Source organism: Acidobacteriota bacterium, from assembly GCA_016700075.1.
Classification (GTDB): domain Bacteria; phylum Acidobacteriota; class Blastocatellia; order Pyrinomonadales; family Pyrinomonadaceae; genus OLB17.
On record CP065000.1, the window covers coordinates 1,944,449 to 1,963,570 of the forward strand.

Below are 19,122 nucleotides of genomic sequence, written 5' to 3' on the forward strand. Positions count from 1 at the left end.
GCCCCGTAAAGAACAACTGCAAAGAGGCTACGCGCCTTTGATCGCTTTCAAATAACGATTCAGCTCTTCCCGCACCTTCGGGAACAGGAACAGCAGGCCGATCATGTTCGGGAATACCATCGCCAGGATCATCGCGTCAGAGAACGCAAGAACCGAACCGAGCGATGCCGCTGCACCGATGACGACGAACAGGCAGAAAAGTACCTTGAACGTCAGGTCAGATGCCTTTGATCGCCCGAAAAGATATTTCCACGACTGCAGCCCGTAGTAAGACCACGAGATCATAGTAGAAAAAGCGAACATAACGATGGCCAACGTCAGAACGATGTTAAATCCGGGCAGCACGTCATTATATGCACGAGCAGTGAGATCGACGCCGTTCACCGCCTGGCCCTCGATAACGACGCTGCGTGCCCCATTGAGCATCTCGCCGCCGTAAACAAAGAAATCGCCTTTCATATTAAAGAGCACGATCACGATAGCGGTCATCGTACAAATAACGACCGTGTCGATGAACGGCTCAAGCAGTGCGACGAGACCTTCGCTGGCAGGGTATTTCGTTTTAACTGCGGAGTGGGCGATAGCCGCAGAACCGGCACCCGCCTCGTTCGAGAAAGCCGCACGCCGGAAGCCCTGGATAATGACACCTGCTACACCGCCGACACCGGCCTCAGGCGTAAATGCACCTGAGATGATCATTCCGATCGCCGTCGGTATTTCAGTAAAGTGGGCAAAAATGATAATGAGTGAGGCGATGATGTAAACGATCGCCATCAGCGGAACGAGCTTGTCAGTTACCTTTGCAATGCGTTTGATGCCGCCGATGATGACCACCGCGACGAGAACTGCCATGACCAAGCCGATCAGCGTTCTCGCGGCGCCGCCGCTGCCGATACCGAGCATCGTTGTGATCTGGGTGGTCGCCTGATTCGCCTGGAAAGCGTTACCGCCGCCGAGCGAGCCGCCGATACAGAAGATCGCGAAAATGACAGCCAGCAGCTTACCAAACCCGCCCATTTTAAGGTCCTGAAATCCACGCGAGAGGTAGTACATCGGGCCGCCGTGTACCGTGCCGTCCGAATCTATATCGCGGTATTTCACACCCAGAGTACATTCGACGAATTTCGATGACATGCCGAGCAAACCGGCTATGATCATCCAAAACGTCGCACCCGGACCGCCGATGCCGACCGCGATAGCGACGCCGGCGATGTTGCCCAAGCCGACCGTTCCCGAAACGGCCGTAGCGAGTGCTTGAAAATGGCTGACCTCGCCGTGCTGGCCTTCGTCGCGGATCGTGCGTTTTACGTCGCCTTCTTCGGTGACGTAAACATCAGGTTTTTCGACCGCCGTGTGCGGCTCTTCGTGATCGGGGTCGGCCGCCATTTCGATCTCGTCATACTTTCCGCGAACGACGTTTATCGCCAGCGGGAAACGCAGGATGTTCACAAACCCGAAAGCGAGCGTGAAGAACAATGCCCCAAATATCAGGAGGTAAAGTACGATCGGCAGATCGAACGGTGGGGGAAGCGGGGCAGCGTAAAATACAAGCGACTCAAAGCCGTCAGCGACGGGCTTGAATGCCTCATCGATCCTTTCGTCAAGCCCTTTTTCCTGTGCAAAAGCGACGATAGGAAGCAATATCGAAAACACCAGTCCGGTTACGAATCGGTAGAAGTTTCTATTCATTTTTACCTCTGAAAATTGGGGTATCGGTATCGTGTTCATCAGGCGGAACGTCGCCGAAAATTACACACGAGAGCCGCAATGCGCCGGGAGAAGATATTTGCCGCATCTGTAAATTTACCGTTGCATTATAACCGATTTAGGTAGGTTGTCGAGCACTGAACAGGGTAAAATCACAAAGAACAATGAGCGAAAATAACAAGACGAATTTCGGCGATATGCCCGCGGACGAATTTCGCCGCCACGGCTATGCGATGGTTGACCGCATCGCGGATTATTTCGCGCATCTGGAAGAATTTCCCGTGCTATCGCAGATAGAGCCCGGCTGGCTGAAAGAGAATCTTCCGGCATCGCCGCCAAGCGAAGGCGAAGACTTCGACAATGCACTTGCCGATGTCGATCGGCTGATCATGCCCGCCGTCACGCATTGGAATCACCCGAATTTTCACGGCCTGTTTTCCACGTCAACCAGCTCGGTCGGTATCTTCGGCGAGATGCTTTCAGCCGCTTTTGATATGAAGGCGATGCTGTGGCGCACGTCGCCCGCATCGACCGAACTCGAGGACGTTACGCTGGATTGGCTGCGGCAGATGCTGGGCCTGCCGGACAAATTCGAAGGCATCATTTACGATACGGCGTCAGTTTCGACGATGCACGCCATCGCCGCCGCCCGCGAAAGAGCAAGTTGCAGAAGCCCGCACGTAAGTGAGGGCGATACTCTCGACGCAGCCGCAATGTCAAACTTGAACATACGCCGTGACGGCATGTCCGGACGCGCCGATCTGCCGCTGCTCCGCGTTTACACGTCGGAACACGTTCATTCGTCCATCGACAAATCCTGCATCACGCTCGGCCTCGGCCTGCAGAGCCTGCGAAAGATCGGCTGCAGCGAACGCTTCGAGATGATCCCCGAACTTCTCGCCGAAGCTATCGAAGACGACATCGAGGCCGGTCACATTCCCATTTGCGTCATTCCGACCATCGGCACGACATCGTCATCGAGTGTCGATCCCGTCGATGCCATTGCCGACATCTGCGAAAAATATGGCATCTGGCTGCACGTTGATGCCGCTTATGCCGGACCCGCGGCTTTGCTTGAAGAAAAGCGGCCGCTGTTCCGCGGTTGGGAACGCGCCGATTCCATCGTGCTCAATCCGCACAAATGGCTTTTCACGCCGTTCGATCTGTCGGTGCTTTATTGCCGCGACCTAAGCGAACTGAAAGGTGCATTCTCGTTGGTCGCCGAGTATCTCAAAACGAACGACGAGCCGGCCGTAAAGAACGGTATGGATTACGGGATTCAGCTTGGAAGGCGTTTTCGTGCGCTTAAGCTGTGGTTCGTGATCCGCTATTTCGGCGTCAAAGGCCTGACGACGCGCATCCGCGAACACTGCCGCCTTGCCGAGCGTTTCGCTTCGTGGGTCGCTGCGTCCGACGATTTCGAGATGATGGCTCCGGTGCCATTTGCACTCGTCTGTTTCCGAGCAAAACAGGCCGGAATGTCTGATGCCGAGCTCGACGCACTCAACGAGCGGATCATGAACGCCATCAATGCCTCAGGCGAGGCGTATCTGTCGCACACAAAACTCAACGGCAAATACACGCTGCGGCTTTCTGTGGGCAGCATCCGCGTCGAGGAGCGCCATCTCGAAAAGGTATGGCGGCTGCTGAACGAACACCTAGCCGCCGCTTTAGAAAAGGCGTGACACGCGTCGCAGCGGATCCCTGAAGAGGAATGTCATCACGTCGAGTTCCTCATGCGTGCGGTCATAGCCGACAAGCTCAACGTAGGCATTTCCCCCGATGTCGCTGCTCCCTTTTCGCCCCGCGACGCTGCATGCACCTTCCCAGTAGACGACCATCGTCGTCCCGCGTGTGTCGAGTTCCTGGTCTTTCAGCAGCGGCTTTACCTCGATCTCGATGTCAATGCTCGGCACACGGACGCGCCAACCGCTCGGAAATTCAACTCCTGTCGAGTAGCTCTTCCACGTGCCCAAAGTTTCGATCTCGAATTCTGCCCGCGTCAGATATTTACAATTGCCGTCGGCGTCAACAAAAGTGCCGGTCGAATCGCCGTTCGCCTCGCCGCTCTCGGTCCTGAATTGATAGATCATCAGCTCAGTGCGGTCGTCGAATTGTATGCTGAACCAATCCCAATTCGTCTGTTCCCAGGCGCCGTATTCGCGGTCCATCCACGCCGAGCCTGTGAAATTTTCCGTGCGGCCCATCGTGGTGATGGTGCCGACGGCGTTCATACGCGTGTACGAAAAATGCCGTGAGACGCCCTTCATCTTGCGGCTGACACCGTTGCCGTCGTCGCCGTTGAGGACAAGCGGTTTCGCGGGTTCGAGGATGATATCGAAAACGACGCCGTCCAGCGCTGCATGCAGGACGTGTTTCCCGCCGACCTCGCGAACCGACCAATCGCCCATTTGCACATCGAACGAACGCTCGCTCATCGAAACAGGAATATCCAACTGTCCGCCGAAGCTGCGAATATGATCGTATTGGAAAAGCCCGCGTGTAATATCCGTCACGGCAAAATGAGCCGCGTAGATCGGGTTCGCAAGCAGAGACATCGGCACTGGGCCGAGTTTGTCGAGGTCGGTGCGGCGTTTGAAAAAGACAAGTTCAAAGCCAAGCTTTCGCCCGCTCGCGGTTTCGCAATGGCCGGTGTAATACCACCATTCGGTCTGTGCGTCCGGCTGAGCGAAAAACGCGTCGGGCAGCCGCAGTTCGTCGCTGGCGTATTCTGTGCGCAGAGGCTTTTCCGGAGCGAAGATGCCCGTGATGCCGTCTAGTGCCGCGGAGGCGAAATTTTCCAGTGGCTTGAAGAAATCGTTTATCATAACAATCCGCTGTCGCGTTTTGTGCGAATCAGATATCAGTATATTCGCCGCAACGTGCGGTTTCGGTTGCGCCCGGTAACAATTGGCGGCTTGGCGGGAAAGTCGAGCATTTGCTCTTGATACTTGAATGATTCGGCGGGCCTTTCCCGCAAAGGAGCAAAGTTCTTTCGCAAAGGCGCCAAGGAGAGAGTTTCGCACGGTGATCGTGAACATTCTTCTTTGCGGTTCCTTTGTAGCTTCGCGGCTTTGCGGGAGGTCGAGTGTATGCGTTTGAAACCTGAACGAACCCGCGGACGTTTGCCGCAAAGTTCGCCAAGAAAACGTGACGTATGAAGTATATAAAGGAAACCATCATTCACGCTTCGCCCGAGCGCGTTTTTGCCTTTCACGAACTCGACGACGCATTTGACCGGCTCGTTCCGCCGTGGGAAGACGCAAAGATCGTTGAGCGCGCCGATATCTCAAAGGTCGGTTCGCGTGCGATAATCGAGCAAAAGCTGTTCGGCATCGTCCCGACCCGCTGGGTAGCAGAACACACGGCTTACGATCCGCCCCGGATGTTTGAAGATGTACAGATCTCGGGGCCGTTCGCCTCTTGGCGGCACAAACACATCGTCGAACCGCACGCTGAAGGTGCCGTGCTTCGCGACGAGATCGAGTTCGAACCGCCGTTGTCATTTATCGGCGATCTTGCGGCACCGCTTTTCATTCTGCCGCGGATCGAGAAGATGTTCGAATTTCGTCACAAGGCGACTAAAGAATGGTGCGAAACTGAAGATTAAATGCTCATCCATATTGTCTGTTGGAAATACAAACCCGAAACAACGCCGGAAATGCGAACTAAGCATATCGAAAGCCTTCGCGCGTTGAGCGATATCGTCGCCGGTATCGAAAGCCTCGACGTCGGGGCCGATATCTTGGGACTTGACCGCTCTTTCGACACGGGGCTTGTGATAAAGTTCACGGGCCGCGATGCTCTTGAGAACTACACGATACATCCTGAACATCAAAAGGTCGCGGCAATGGGCCGCGAGATAGCCGAGCGTGCCGTTTCTGTTGACTTTGAAACATAACGCCGCACTGCGCATCGGGCAAACGATATTGACGCGCAAAACATCTTAAAGACCGTATTTAATAAGTGTTTATTGGATCCGACAAATGAAGAAAAGATTTTCGATATTGATAATGATAGCGGCTGCGGCTGTCGGCGCCTCGGCGCAGACCGTGAAACGCACACCGTTTGACGTGCAGAACTACGTCATCGACGCCACATTGAGCCCGAACGACCGTCGAATTGCCGCCACAGTGGACGTTACTTTCGTCCCGCTTGAGGATTCGAGGTCGTTCGCATTTGAACTCAACGGCTCGCTAAAGATCGACACGATCACAAAGATCACGCCCGGAGCCGTTCCGACTCCGACACCGCGAACGCCGCCTCGCGGAGCACAACCGCCGGCCGCGGTGAATAATATTACCTTCGTTCAGGATCCAACCAACGCCAGCGACCTAGGTCCGCACGTCCGTGTTGACATCGGAGAGACCGCTGCAAAGGGGACGCCCGTTACTCTGCGTTTCAAGTACGCAGGGGTTTTGGATGGGCCTGCCGGTGGCCCTTTGCTTGCGAAACGGCTCGCATTTATAGGCAATGACCTCGGCTATTTGATGTATGCCGCACGCTGGTTCCCTTTTAATGATTACGCGGCAGACCTGGCGACGTCGGACGTTACGATCTCGTTGCCTGCCGGCTATCAGGTGGCCGGATTTTCCGATACGCAAATGCCTGCGGCCGCAGGTAAATACCGCTTCGTTCAGACCTCGCCGTCGCTTCCCGGCAATATCGCATACACGCGTTTCACCCCGCGATCGCTGCGTTTGGCTGATCAGGAGATAGTATTTTACACACGCCCCGGCACGGACGACCAAGTAGCCAGATACGGAGAGACGCTCGGAAAGGCTATGTCTGAATATTCCCGGCGATTCGGCGCGGCTGCGACCGGAAACACGCTCAAGGTAGTTCAGATAGATGACGAGAGCCTGGAATTTTATTCAGCACCCGGAATGCTGTTCATAGGCGCCCGTCAGTTTGATGAGGCACGCGAAGTAACGCTCACACGTCTGCAGCGTGAGGCCGCATATCAATGGTGGGGAATGACTGTCGGACTGCGTTCGTTTGACGACGTTTGGCTATCGCAGGGCCTTGCGGAGTACAGCGCTTTCACACTCCGTGAAGCCGGACTGGAACCTGCAAAGCTGGACCAACTCCGCCGCGAACTCCTTGAAAGGTCGCTCACATTTGAACAGACGGCATCTTTGCTGCGTGCTCCGGCCAACCTGGATGACCAGAGCACTGCCTATCAGTACATAATGTTCGGCAAAGGTGCCTTTGTCTTCAAGCTGCTCCGTGACACACTCGGCGAAGCGAAGTTCGAAGAGCTTTTGAGAACGTACCTGTCGGAATTTCGCGGAAAGAACGCCGGGATCGATGATTTTGAACGCCTGACCTCGCGAATCGCCGGCCAAAACATGCGTTACTTTTTCGCTCGTTGGGTCGAAGGAACGGGCGTACCCGAATTCACCGCCGATTACGAGATCCTGCGGACGCGGTCCGGCAAGTTCGTCGCCCGCGGCACGGTAAAACAGAACTACGACAATCTTCGCCTTCCCGTTGACATCCAGCTCCGTTCTGAGGGCGAGCAGGGCATTCACCTTGAAACGCTGCGTATTGACGAGGCAAGTGCTGATTTCCGTATCGAAACCGACGGCAAGCCGCTTGCTGTCATCATCGATCCGGGCTACAAGGTCCTGCGTATCTCACCCGAGCTTCGTGTGTCGTCCATAGCTCGACGCGGCATTGAGCAGTTCAAAGAAGGTAACTATGTCGAGGCACAGCAACAATTCGAAGCGGCACTGAAGCTGGACCGCTCGAATTCATGGATCTATTACCATCTCGGCCTGCTGTTCTTGGAACAGCGAAACTACGATGTCGCCATCGACAATTTCAAGGCATCATTGTCAGGCAACCTCAATCCCGCGTGGCTGGAGGTTTGGTCGTTCATCAAAATGGGAAATGCCTATGACGCAAAAGGCGACCGCGTTCGTGCCGTTGCCGCGTATAAGCGTGCAGAAACCGGCGGCGACAACTATGATAACGCTCAGGACGCGGTAAAACGCTATTTGGCCAACCCGTACGACCCACGTGAGCGTCTGCTAAATTCAGGCCGTTAGATAATTGCGGTAATTGGAAATAAAAAATGAGGCTGCCTTTTTCGGGCAGCCTCTTTCAGTTTCTCAACCGCAGGAGTTATTAGAAGCGGAACTTTGCACGGAACTGTCCCACGCGAGGTCCGCCAACGGTGTTGGTGATCTGACCGAAATCAACAGAATCCTGCAGGTCGCTGTTCGGATTACCGAGGTTGATGGTGTTGAATATATTGAAGAAGTCAAAACCTACCTCGAAACTCATACGCTCGTTTATACGCGTGTTTTTCCCGAAGCTAACGTCGAAACGGTTCTGCGAAGGGCCGCGGAACGTATTGCGTCCGAGGTTGCCCCAAGATCCGAAAGCAGAAGTGAAACAGGCTGTGTTAATGACGTTCAGATTTCCGGTGCTGTAATTGCCGATCGCCTGATCTGCCGAACATGTGATATTCGGCCTGCCGAATCCCGCACGATACAGTCCGCCCGCTCCGCGCGTGACGCTGGTCAGCTGCGACGCGTTCGCGATCTCGGGCTCGGAAGCGAAGACCGTGAACGGCGAACCCGACTGCCACTGATAGAAGCCGCTCACTACCCAGCCGTTCGTCAGCCTGCTGCTGCTGTTGCCGTTCGGAACCTCCCAGACGAAGTTGGTGCTGAAACGGTGCGTTCTGTCGAAATCCGAAAGTCCCTTGTTGTTTGCAAGGTTGTTCGAATCGCCCTGTGCGATGAAGCCGCTGTTCGGGACGTCGGGTTTTCCGCTGCCCGCCGTGCTGCCGGGATCGGTCGACATAATGTCGATGGACTTTGAGAACGTATAAGATACGTTTGCCTGCAGCCCTTTGGACATTCTCCGCGTCAAGCTGAATTGCCCGCCGTGATAGTCCGAAGTGCCCTTTGATTCCAGCAGCAACGCCTCAGGCACATTGAAACCGAGGATCGGTACGCGGGCCTCAAAGTTGATGATCGTTCCATTCGCCGACGAAAGGTTCAGATCTGTCTGATTAGTGACAGTGTTAAGAAAGCCGAACGCACGGCCGAGGCCGCGTGCACGGGCCGTCGAGCCTGCGTTGAGCGGGCCGTTCGGCGAGCCTGCGGCGACATACGCCTGATTGAAACGCTCGAAAATATGGTCCGGCGTGTTCGGGTCGTTCAGATCGAAGCCTTGGTTGAGTGCCCTTGCGATCAGCAGGTTCTTGCCCTTTGTCCCGACATAGCGGGCCTCAAACATCAGGTCCTTCATGAATTCGTACTGAACACCGACGTTCCATTGATGTACATAAGGCGTCTTCAGATCGCGGTCGATGGCACGAAACTCAAATGTCTCAGCAATGTTTCCGCGAATACATCCGTTTCCTGTCAGCGGATCGCAAGTCAAGCCCGGAGCGTTTTGCGGAACACCTCGTGAATCCACAAAAACAGGTGTATTATCGCGGATCTGGTAAGCCCCATTCACACCTGTCGCACGGATGATGCGAAACGGCAGCCACTGATTTAGCGGGATGTTGGTCGGTACACCCGAGAATGCCGTCGGAATGCTTACGTTGCCGCTCGGCACCGTTATCTCAACCTCACGAAGGAAAGGATAATTTGAAAAGATAGTGTTGATGAACGCAGCCGAGGGCCGATCATAGAACATTCCGTATCCGCCGCGGACCACCACTCGATCACTGAATGCGTACGCGAAACCGACGCGAGGAGCGAAATTATTCAGGTCCTGTCCGTTCAGCGTATGATTGCTGTCGACCACCTGTGTAGCGTTGATGGCACCGTCAACAACCGCATTGCCTGTCGTGGCGACATTCTTAGGCACGATGAATCCCGAAGAAGGATTGTCGCACAATGCATTTGTGCCGCCGGTCGGAGCAAAACATGGAAGCCAAGGCTTGAGATCAAAGTTGCCGATGCGGCCGTTCTTTTCCTCGGGCCACATGAATAGCTCATAGCGAACACCTGCATTCACCGTCAATTTTCGTGTGACCTTCCAGTTGTCGGTGAAGTAGAAGCCGAGGTCGCGGAATCGGAAGCTCTTATCCGTGATGCCGTACTGCGTGTCGGCTTCGGTCGCGTTGCCTGTCAAAAGCTGTGTGAACGAGTCGAACTTCTCGAATTCGGTCGCCTGTTCCTCGGGCAGATTGGTGTCGTATTGGTGCTGTTTGAATTCACCGCCGAATTTGATGCTGTGTTTTCCTGCTGTCCAGCTAAGGTTGTCGCTTATGCTCCAAGTTGCCTGTTTGCGGCGGTTAAATGAATCATTCGGGCCGCCGAACGAGAAATTGGAGATGTTGTTGCGACCGATATAGTGGCCAAGGCGCGTCGTTGCGACGCTGTTGTCAAAGGTCGATGCCGGGTTGGTCACGCCGATGAAGGCGTTCGTGAAATCACCGGTGGAAAAATCCTCGGTCAGCCCGCGGGTATTGTTCAAATAGAAATACCCGAACCGAACTTCGTTAACGACGTTTTGCGAGAAGATGTGAGTGTTGCCGATCGAGAGTGTTCGGTTTCGGTCGTTCTTGCGAAGCGTGGTCGGCGAAACGAGCGAGCTGGGATCCGGGAACGAATCAAGGCCCGGGAAATTCGAAAAGAAGAACGTTCCGCTGAGATTGTTATTCTCCGTAAGTTGTCCATCCAAACGTGTTGTGAATTGGTGCTGCCTGAAAGATGAGGGCTCTACCGATATCACTTCGATAAGCGGATTATTTCGCTGGATGGTCCGCGTCGTAATTGACGGGAAATTGCCGTATTGGTACGAACCTGTTCCTGTCTGATCGACAATGCCGAGCGGTCGAAACAGTGTAGGCGTAGGAAGATAGAAACCGCCGGTAACGGGGTTGCGAAGATTGAATATCTTGAACGCCACGTCCGAGATGTCAGCCGCCGTGAGGCAGTTCGCTCCTGCACAGCCATTGAACTGGTTGAACGCGGCCGCCAACGCAGCTTTCGAACGGTCAGTGCCGAGTGCTGTCATGGCGAGCGGGAGAATAGTGCGTGTGCGTGCCGTCGAGACGAGCCCCGTTACCGCATCGGTGAACTGATATCCGCCGAAAAAGAATGCCCTGTCCTTCTTTATGGGACCGCCCAAAGTAAAACCGAATTCTGTTCTGTCGGCCTGCGGTTTTTCATTGCCGCTTTCCTGCAGAAAGAATTCGTTAGAATTGAATCGCTTGTTCTGCAGATAATAATAGGCAGAACCGTTTAGGCTATTGCCGCCGGATTTCGTAACAAGCTGGAAATTGCCGCCGCCGCTGCGACCAGTTGACGCATCGTAAAGCGATGTCTGGAGCTTCACTTCCTGGAGCGTTTCCGGTGCCGGCGAGATGTTGTCGTTGAGCGAACCCTCGTTGCTTGTGATGTTGGTCGCATCCACTCCGTTAAAGAAGAGGCTCGTCGATGTCGTTCGCGTACCGTTCACAGACGGCGAGATGTTGCCGCTGCCGTTCACTCCGACAGGTGCGAGTTCTGACGACACACCGGCTTCGGAGCCAAGCAGGCCCGTAAAACTGCGTGTAGATGTCGGCGTCCTGATAAGCTGTTCACCGCTGATCTGTCGCGAAATTGCGGGCGATTCAGCCTGAACGAGCGGTTGCTCAGCCAATACATCTACGAATACGTCCGAGATGCCGACGTCGATGGTCACATCTACGGTTCGGATCACCGATGCTTCAACCTCTATATTGCCGCTTACGGCTTTCTTGAAGCCTTCTTTATCATATGAAACTGAATAGATGCCGACCGGCAGAACGTTGACCGTCCAGCGGCCGTCGCTGTCGGTCACAACATTGCGGGTTACATTAGTGGCTGAATTGCGAACCGTAACGGCCGCCCCCTGTATGACGGCACCGTTCGCGTCGCGAACCGTACCTGTCAGCGTGCCTGTCGCCTGAGCTTGCGCAGCCGGCGTGAATATTGCAATTGCAGCAATTGCCAAGATCAATGAAAAGATGCTCGATCTCATGGTTACTCCTATATGGAAACTATTGATAATAAACTGTTTAGAGCTGCATACGATCGGCCTTCTATGCCGGCCGATACGCCCGTTCTCCCTAATATTCCTTGAAAGCAAATGAGAGAATATGCCTGCCGGGTTAATGAGAAGTTAAATCGCTGATAAAATTATGTGAATTGTTTCGGACAGAAAAATGCCCTGACATTCAGCCGAATGTCAGGGCTAGCGGAGATAAAAAGGTCTTTCGACTAAAAGCGGAATCTTGCTCCGAGCTGCACCTGGCGCGGTCCGCCGAATCGGGCTGTTGACGGTGCCGAATACGGCACATCGGCCAGCACCGATGGGAAAAGGCCGGTCGGGCAGGTAATGTTCAGCGGATTGGACGGGTTCGCAAGCGACGGCGTACCCGTGCAGAAATTGCTGATCGCGTCCACACCGAAACCTTTGTTTGTATTGCGGGTGACGTTGAAAACCTCAGCCGAAATATCGAGCTGCTTGTTTTCGCCCAACCTGAATGCCTTCAGGAGCCGAACATCAAGATTGAAGAAATTCGGCTGTCGAAATGCGTTACGGCCTGATACGACCCCATTGACGACGGCCCGGTCATTGGCATCGTTCAGGTCGCTGCTGTAATCCTCACCGTCCTGAATGACCGCTGTGTATGGGAAACCGGTACGCGTAACGATAATGCCGCTAAGCGTAAATCCGCGGCCCAGATCGACCAATCCGCTTACGTTCAGGTTGTGACGAACATCTTGTTTCGACGGGCCCGCTTCGAGCTTGAGGTTGAAAGGATTCAAGGTCGGCTGACGCGAGAAGTTGCGTTCATTCGAATCGTCGTCGCGGTTTCGCGCCCAAGTATAATTCGTTTCGAACTGATAGCGCTTTGCAAATCGCCTACGCAGCGAAACGGTCAACGCGTTGTAATCCGAGTGCGCCGACGATTCGTTGATCTCAAGCTGATTTATCGCCGTGTTCGGGCGCGTTGTCGAGAATATCGGGAATCCGCTTGCCTGCAGTGTCGGCGGGAACAGATTGCGGTCGATCCTTCGCTGCAGGTTCCATGTGGACTGCCTTATGAGGCCGACCGTCAGCACGAGGTCAGCACCGATACGCTGCTCGACCGTTGCCGAAGCCTGGAATGACCTCGGGTTCCTGAAGTTTGGATCGAACCCAAATACTCTGGGCTTTACGATAAAGTTCGTAGGCAGGGTCGCAAGGCCGTTCGGATACGTGACTATGGCGTTTGGCCCGCGGAGATTGCAGTTCGCAAGGTTGACGACCGTTGAGTTTCGGCAGGCGGTCGTTTCGGCTATCTCAACTTCGCTGACCGTAAGCCCATTGTTCGTAGATACACGCTGGAACAGGTTTGCAGGCGTGCGAGCTGCAAAAATTCCTGCCGAGAGGCGTATGACGGTCGTACCGCGATTGCCGACGTCATACGTCAGTCCCGCACGGGGCTGCCATTGTGAGACGTCGTTGGGAATGCGTGCTGTTTGCGGTATCGCGAGGTTCGGTTTCTTGGGCTGCGGATTGATCTGTGCTTCCCACCGAAGACCGAAATTGATCTTGAGTGAACTGCTGACCTTGAAACGATTTTGAAAGAAAAGAGCGAACTCCTTAACTGTACCGCGATAGATAAGATCGTTCGGGTCGCTCGAAGCAAATGTCTGCCGGAATCGACGCGGCCGGCCGTTTAGGTAGTTGTCGAGCGATGTAGACACCAGATTTCCGCTGACCGTGCGGCTTTCAAAATCGAAGCGCGGCTGCGTGTTCGATTCCCGCTGCTGACGCACCTGGTTTACGTTTATATCCACACCGAAACGCATCTTGTTTCGGCCCGTGTCGTAACTGATATTGTCGGACAGCTGAGTTCTGACGGTCTCAAATCTTCGAGGCCGCGAACGGTCGCCGCCGAGCGTTCCGAAGTTTGCAATAACGGCCTGGCCGATGTTCGTATTCGGATCCTCGAGACGTTTGTCCGTTGCGACCTGAAAGCGAAACTCATTGATCAGGTTAGGATTGATCACGGAAACCAGGCCTGATTTTATGCCGTTGCTTGTGTTCTTTCTGGTGTAGTTGCCCTCGACCGCTACGTTCTGACGCGGATTCTCAAAGTTGAAGTTCTCACCGCGGAAACGCGTGTACGTGTGCTGTACTTTCAACGAATGCCGCGGATTCAGTGCCCAATCGATGCGCGTGAACGTCGCTGTCGGATTGTTCGTGCCGCGTGCCGGCCCTTCGTAGGCCAAGATGTTCGCCGGAACTACTTGTCCGGGAATTGTGTCGAATTTAACAAAGAACGGAACGCGTAAAAAGTTCTGCTCGATGCCGAAGAAATAGAAAACTTTGTTTCGTACGATCGGACCGCCGATAGAGCCGCCGAACTGGTTCTGAGCGTTGTCCTGCTCCTGGCCGAAAGCATCAGGCGACGTCAGCCGTCTGTTGCGATTGAAAAAGAAAGCCTCACCGCTGATCTCGTTCGTACCCGATTTGGTAACGGCGTTAACAAATCCGGCTCCGGTGCGGCCGACCTCGGCAGTAGCGCCTGAGCGCACGACCTGAAATTCGCGAACGGCTGTTTGTGGGAAAAAGAAAACGGCTTCGTTACCGCCGCGTTGGTTGCCCTGCAGCGCATCGTTGAAATCGGCGCCGTCAACGGCGACGTTCGAATTGATCGAACGCTGACCGGAAATTACGAGTCCGCTGCGGTCGCCCTCCTGAATGACAGCAGGCGTCAGCTGGACGAATTCCGTAAAATTGCGTCCGCGTACCGGCAGATCCGCGACCAACCTCGGTGCGATAGTGGTTCCCGCCGACGCCGACTCGGTCTCCAGCGTATCAGTGCTGTCGGTAACTTCCACAACCGCGGTCGCCCCTTCGACCGACATTTGGATCTCTACGGGCGTGCTCTCGCCGACTGTCAAAGTTACACCGACCTGTGCGTCCGCAAAACCGGTGCTTTTTGCTGTGACAATATATCGGCCGACGGGCAGAACGCTGGTTGAGAAAAGGCCGTTCTGATTTGTAGTAACGGTCCTTTCCAAATTCGTATCGCGATTCTTGATAACCACGGTGGCTCCCCGGATGACCGCTCCGGCCTGATCGCGGACGACGCCCTCGAGCGCGGCGCTACCGGCGTCGGATTGGCCGAAAACGCCGATCGGCAACAGAATTAAAGCAAAGAATGCGAACATCCGCACTCTGGGTAATCCGTATCTTGTTAACATTAAAAATACTCCTGAAATAATTTGAAATTGGCTTCCAAAAGCTGCATTCAGGCCGTTCGGCCACAACATTTCTGCATTGATTTTGGATATTCTTTTTCGAAAAATGGGCTGCAATATCCAAAACTATTTCAGGAAAGTTAACAAGGTGTGAATGCGATGTTAAGTGTTTGTTAAATCGAAAACAGCCCTCGCCTCATACTCGAGGCAAGAGCTGTATCCGTGATCTGAAAGTGTCTATTTTATAAAGCTGTCGGCGGCGTCTTCGCCGGTGTTTATGGCGCCTTCCATAAAGCCCTGCCAATCGGCGAGATGTTCACCGGCGAATAATACCTTGCCGTGCGGACGTGCGAGGATTGGGCGAATGCCGAACCATTGCCCCGGACGATAAAGTGCATACGCACCCTCGGTATATTCGTCACGCTGCCACGCGTATGACGCGATGCCGCGGCCGAGCGACGGTGCGTTCGGGTCAAAGTCAACAAGGTCGCGGGTGATGACCTTCATACGTCGCGCATCGTCTTGCGAGGCGAGCACGTCAGCCTTTTCACCGATCGCGTACGCGGTCAAGATGCCCATATCGCCGGGCTGTTTTTGCGTAGAGTGGAAATAGTAATGCGACGTCGTGTCCGTGACCATCGAGAAATTGTCGTCCTTCCAAAAACGGTTCTCGTAAAGTACGGAATTTTTGACGATGCGTGCGTAGCTTAGTTTGTCAGCAGCATCTCGTTGCACCGCAGGCATCGGCGGGGTGAATTTTATCTTTCTGAGGCTCGCAACCGGCGCCGTGCAGATACAAGCGTCAGCCCGGAAACTCTCGTCGCCGACCTTTACAGTGACAACGCCCGCACGCTGGTTTATCTCGGAAACTTTCATGCCGGTTCGAATATTCTCAGCACCGACGCGTTTGACGAATTCGTCAATGAGCCGCGAATTGCCGCCGGTCATCTTGTAATCCATCTCGTTTTTCGGGCTCGATTCCGCATATTCCGCCAGAGCCGAAAATGCCGAGACGTGACGGATGGATTCGCCAAAATCAGTGCTGTCAGCCAGGTCGCGAAGTATCAGATCGTCGCGCGTAAAACCGATATCCGACAGGTGCGTCCACCAATCCTTGCTGTCCAGACGGCGTTTTTGTGCAGCGGTCAGCTTTTCATAGCCGGCGATCATCTTTTCAAAAGCCGTCTTTGCCTGCGGCGACAGATCCCACGTACCGGGCCGCGAATGCTTGCCGTTCCTGAGCAGGTGATCCTCGAACTGATGCTTTTGCAGCGGAATATTGAATTCCTTGCAAAGCTCGATGATGCGCTCGTGGCTCTCGCCGACCCATTCGGCACCGAGCTCGCATATCAGCCCGTCGCTGTTCGGCATTACGTGCGAAAACACACGCCCGCCGATGCGATTTCGAGCCTCAAGCACCGTCACATTCCAACCCGCAGTTTTAAGTTTCAAAGCCGCCGACAACCCTGCAAGCCCCGACCCGACGATCACACACGTTCTCTTTCGCCGCTGCGCCAAAATGTTCGGCGCTAACACAACCCCCGCCGAAGCCGCCCCCAATATCTTCAGAAACCCGCGCCGATCTGTTTTTTTCATTTGCGAAGATTATAGAACCAAAAAATCATAACGAACAAACCCTAACCTGACGATAGATAATATATTGTCAGAAGTCTTTCAGCAGATTCTCATTTAGATAATTAATAAAATGCTCGACAATTTGCGACGTCGCATCAGTTAGCAAGTACAATGATGGTTTCATGAAATTCAGAAGTTCGTCTACGGTGTACACTGCCTCATCACCCGAGCCGAAGGTTACGCCCATCATATTGTTAGTAACTTTCAGCCTGTTTCTACGTTGATAATTAATGCCTAAACCTTTAATAATAGGCGGCTTTTGGTGTACCCAAGCGTCGCGATAGTCCCTCGTCTTCTTCCAATCCTGCGAATCTCTTAAGGAAAGAATGGCTTTGGTGATTTTGTGAGTTGGTAGGTTCTTAGCTAAGTATTTGCCAACGATTGCTTGTTGACTCGAAACGCCGAGCTTTTTTGACTTCTTAAAATCCGCAATGTCGCTCTCAATATCAAGAATGTTAATTATTGCGTTAGCGAGATGTTCGGCAGCAGCATACAGGCGAAGGGCTACATCGTCCGCATAAAACTTACCGAAGAATAGAGCGAGATATTCGTTGGGTGGGTTGTTCTTAACTCGATACCAAACCAAATGTGCAATAGCTTCCAGCAGTGCATATCTTGCTTCTTGCAAAACCGATGTTGCGTCGTGAAGGCAAACAGCGGCAATGGGAAATGAACTACCGACCGGAAAACCAATTGAGATTAAATCCGGGTTCAGTTCGAGAGATGAACACCTCACTACATCAACATTAGGCAGTTCATCTTCAACCTTCTTAGCTGTTTCTTCGTCAAGTTTTCCTCTGCTCATTCGTTTTGTTTCAATTGAGCCATCATCTCGCCCAGCTTCTCCAGTTTATCGAGCGGGAGTTTGCGGGCCGGATGGGTGCGGTTCATTGAAGTTCGCTGACGTCCCGGTTAGACAAAATGGCTTCACTATTTTAATGGTATTCACATTTTGGCAGTCTCTAATAACACCTCTTTTTGCTTCGTATCGGGAATTTAGTCACTTCACTTCCTTCTCTTAAGTTTATCGGATAATCGCTATTTTGATCCATCCATTGTTTCTTCCCGAAATTGTTCTTGAAGTCCGGATGTGCTCGCAGCCATATCACTGCTGCATCCCATGCTATCTTCTGTTGACACTCCGTCGGCTTGGCGAGCTCAATGAAGTCGGTTGGATGGCATTTCAAACCATCTAAAGCGTTGGCGGCAAAAACATATTTGAGACCGAGAGTTTTATCTTTAGGAACGCCCCAACCGCGAAAGTAATGTAGTGCTAGATTGCACGTCCCGATAGCGTAGCCAAGCTCGGCGCTTCTTCTAAACCAGTAGACAGCCCTCTTACGATTTGGCCGGACGCCCGTACCATTAAAGTAGGCAATGCCAAGTTCGTTTTGTGCATCAACGTCATTCTGCCTAGCTCTTTCACGAAGATCGTCGAATCTCGTATTTTGCCCAACTAAAATTGTTTGTGAAAGAATTAGCAGAATAAGCCCGTAAAATAAGCACTTTGTGAAGTGTTGTTGATTTGCCATATCCTAATTAACCCTAACTGTCGCGGGTGCCCGATTCTCACTCATTGTTTCTCTCGGTCACTGTTTAACTCCTCAAGCATCTCACCCAGCTTTTCCAGTTTATCGAGCGGGAGGCACGCGGAGGGTGGTTTGGATGTCGTCTTTTTGTTTGATGAGGGTGCGGAGGGCGTGGGTGTCGTGGACGACGGTTTTGCCGTCCTCGCTCCAGTCGAAGAGGTCGTTCGGCGTACAGTTGAGCAGCAGGCAGAGGCGTTCTAGGTAGTCGGGCTTGGACGACCAGTCATTCCTTTTTCGGTTCGGACTCGCCATACATTTCCATCTTTTTTCGGAGTTCTTTCACGTGTCGGAGATCGCGCGGCCTGCCTACGAACTCCTTATTGCGGATCAAATCTGGCAATGAAATGAAGTTCACCGATAGCCCGTCTACATCGGCGACAACTCGGTTTTCCCAGCATTCCGAGAAATCAACCCCTGGCAGGTCCGAAATGACGTCGATCCTCACGGGCTCTACGCCAATCTGGAAGAACTTATCGGTGCCGGTGAAGTCATCGGCAGTAGCGCCCTTGACCGGCGCTCCATAGGCAGCGAGAGCCTGCAAAACTAGCTCAGCGTTTTCTCGGCTATTGTTTATCCACACATCCAGATCTTTGGTGTAACGAGGCTCAGTGTGTTTTCCAACCGCGTATCCGCCGACGACAAGGTACTCAGCGCCGGCGTCGTTTAAAGCCACCAACAGATCGCTGAAGTCTGAGTTCATCCAGTTTGCCCCCTTTGAGTCTATGAGCAGTTTCGACCAATTCCCACATAGCCGCCATGCGTTGTCCGTCTGTAAGGCTCTGCCAAAACTCGATGTCGAATGAGCGGTCATCCGACTCGCTTAGCTTTCCCCAACGGGCCATTACGAGTCGTCCCTTATCATCTACGTATTTCGTGGTTTTCGCGTTCACAACCTATATTTTATCACGCTTTTTGTCACTAGATTATCGTCGTAACGATCTCGCAAATCGAGTGGTCCATTAAAAATGTTCGTTTTTTGCACCTCGTGATCGAAT

The 19,122-nt window shown here is 53.4% G+C and carries 13 protein-coding genes; 4 read left to right on the top strand and 9 right to left on the bottom strand.

Going from position 1 to position 19,122, the window contains the following annotated elements:
- Window positions 1–27 precede the first annotated feature (27 nt).
- Window positions 28–1,689 carry an alanine:cation symporter family protein gene (locus IPM50_08725; GenBank protein QQS31770.1) on the bottom strand — a complete coding sequence of 554 codons (1,662 nt, stop codon included), beginning with the start codon at window positions 1,687–1,689 and terminating at the stop codon, window positions 28–30.
- Between the two features lie 182 nt (window positions 1,690–1,871).
- On the opposite strand from IPM50_08725, the gene IPM50_08730 reads away from it, so the two are divergent.
- Window positions 1,872–3,392: an amino acid decarboxylase gene (locus IPM50_08730; GenBank protein QQS31771.1), complete on the top strand. Its 1,521-nt coding sequence runs from the start codon at window positions 1,872–1,874 to the stop codon at window positions 3,390–3,392.
- Here IPM50_08730 and IPM50_08735 read toward each other — a convergent pair.
- Window positions 3,378–4,535 carry a hypothetical protein gene (locus IPM50_08735; GenBank protein QQS31772.1) on the bottom strand — a complete coding sequence of 386 codons (1,158 nt, stop codon included), beginning with the start codon at window positions 4,533–4,535 and terminating at the stop codon, window positions 3,378–3,380. The genes IPM50_08730 and IPM50_08735 overlap by 15 nt on opposite strands.
- A gap of 329 nt (window positions 4,536–4,864) precedes the next feature.
- Between IPM50_08735 and IPM50_08740 the strand changes: the two genes are divergently transcribed.
- From IPM50_08740 to IPM50_08750, 3 genes are all read left to right on the top strand, one after another.
- Window positions 4,865–5,317: an SRPBCC family protein gene (locus tag IPM50_08740; protein QQS31773.1), complete on the top strand. Its 453-nt coding sequence runs from the start codon at window positions 4,865–4,867 to the stop codon at window positions 5,315–5,317.
- Entirely contained in the window at window positions 5,318–5,608 is a 291-nt protein-coding gene (locus IPM50_08745; protein QQS31774.1) for a Dabb family protein, read from the top strand.
- Window positions 5,609–5,693: 85 nt separating this feature from the next.
- Window positions 5,694–7,760 carry a tetratricopeptide repeat protein gene (locus tag IPM50_08750; GenBank protein QQS31775.1) on the top strand — a complete coding sequence of 689 codons (2,067 nt, stop codon included), beginning with the start codon at window positions 5,694–5,696 and terminating at the stop codon, window positions 7,758–7,760.
- A 79-nt stretch (window positions 7,761–7,839) separates the two neighbouring features.
- Here IPM50_08750 and IPM50_08755 read toward each other — a convergent pair whose 3' ends face one another.
- From IPM50_08755 to IPM50_08785, 7 genes are all read right to left on the bottom strand, one after another.
- Entirely contained in the window at window positions 7,840–11,685 is a 3,846-nt protein-coding gene (locus tag IPM50_08755) for a carboxypeptidase regulatory-like domain-containing protein (GenBank protein ID QQS31776.1), read from the bottom strand.
- A 239-nt stretch (window positions 11,686–11,924) separates the two neighbouring features.
- Window positions 11,925–14,906 carry a TonB-dependent receptor gene (locus IPM50_08760; protein ID QQS31777.1) on the bottom strand — a complete coding sequence of 994 codons (2,982 nt, stop codon included), beginning with the start codon at window positions 14,904–14,906 and terminating at the stop codon, window positions 11,925–11,927.
- A 234-nt stretch (window positions 14,907–15,140) separates the two neighbouring features.
- Window positions 15,141–16,499, bottom strand: a complete 1,359-nt coding sequence (locus IPM50_08765; GenBank protein ID QQS31778.1) for an FAD-dependent oxidoreductase — start codon at window positions 16,497–16,499, stop codon at window positions 15,141–15,143.
- A 67-nt stretch (window positions 16,500–16,566) separates the two neighbouring features.
- A complete protein-coding gene (locus IPM50_08770; protein ID QQS31779.1) occupies window positions 16,567–17,343 on the bottom strand; it encodes a hypothetical protein in 777 nt (258 codons plus the stop codon).
- Window positions 17,344–17,500: 157 nt separating this feature from the next.
- Entirely contained in the window at window positions 17,501–18,070 is a 570-nt protein-coding gene (locus IPM50_08775) for a sel1 repeat family protein (protein QQS31780.1), read from the bottom strand.
- 280 nt (window positions 18,071–18,350) lie between these two features.
- Window positions 18,351–18,827 (bottom strand): hypothetical protein, encoded by a 477-nt coding sequence (locus tag IPM50_08780; GenBank protein QQS31781.1) that lies wholly within the window; start codon window positions 18,825–18,827, stop codon window positions 18,351–18,353.
- Window positions 18,775–19,017 (bottom strand): hypothetical protein, encoded by a 243-nt coding sequence (locus tag IPM50_08785; protein ID QQS31782.1) that lies wholly within the window; start codon window positions 19,015–19,017, stop codon window positions 18,775–18,777. Before IPM50_08785 ends, IPM50_08780 begins: the two co-directional genes overlap by 53 nt.
- Window positions 19,018–19,122 lie beyond the last annotated feature (105 nt).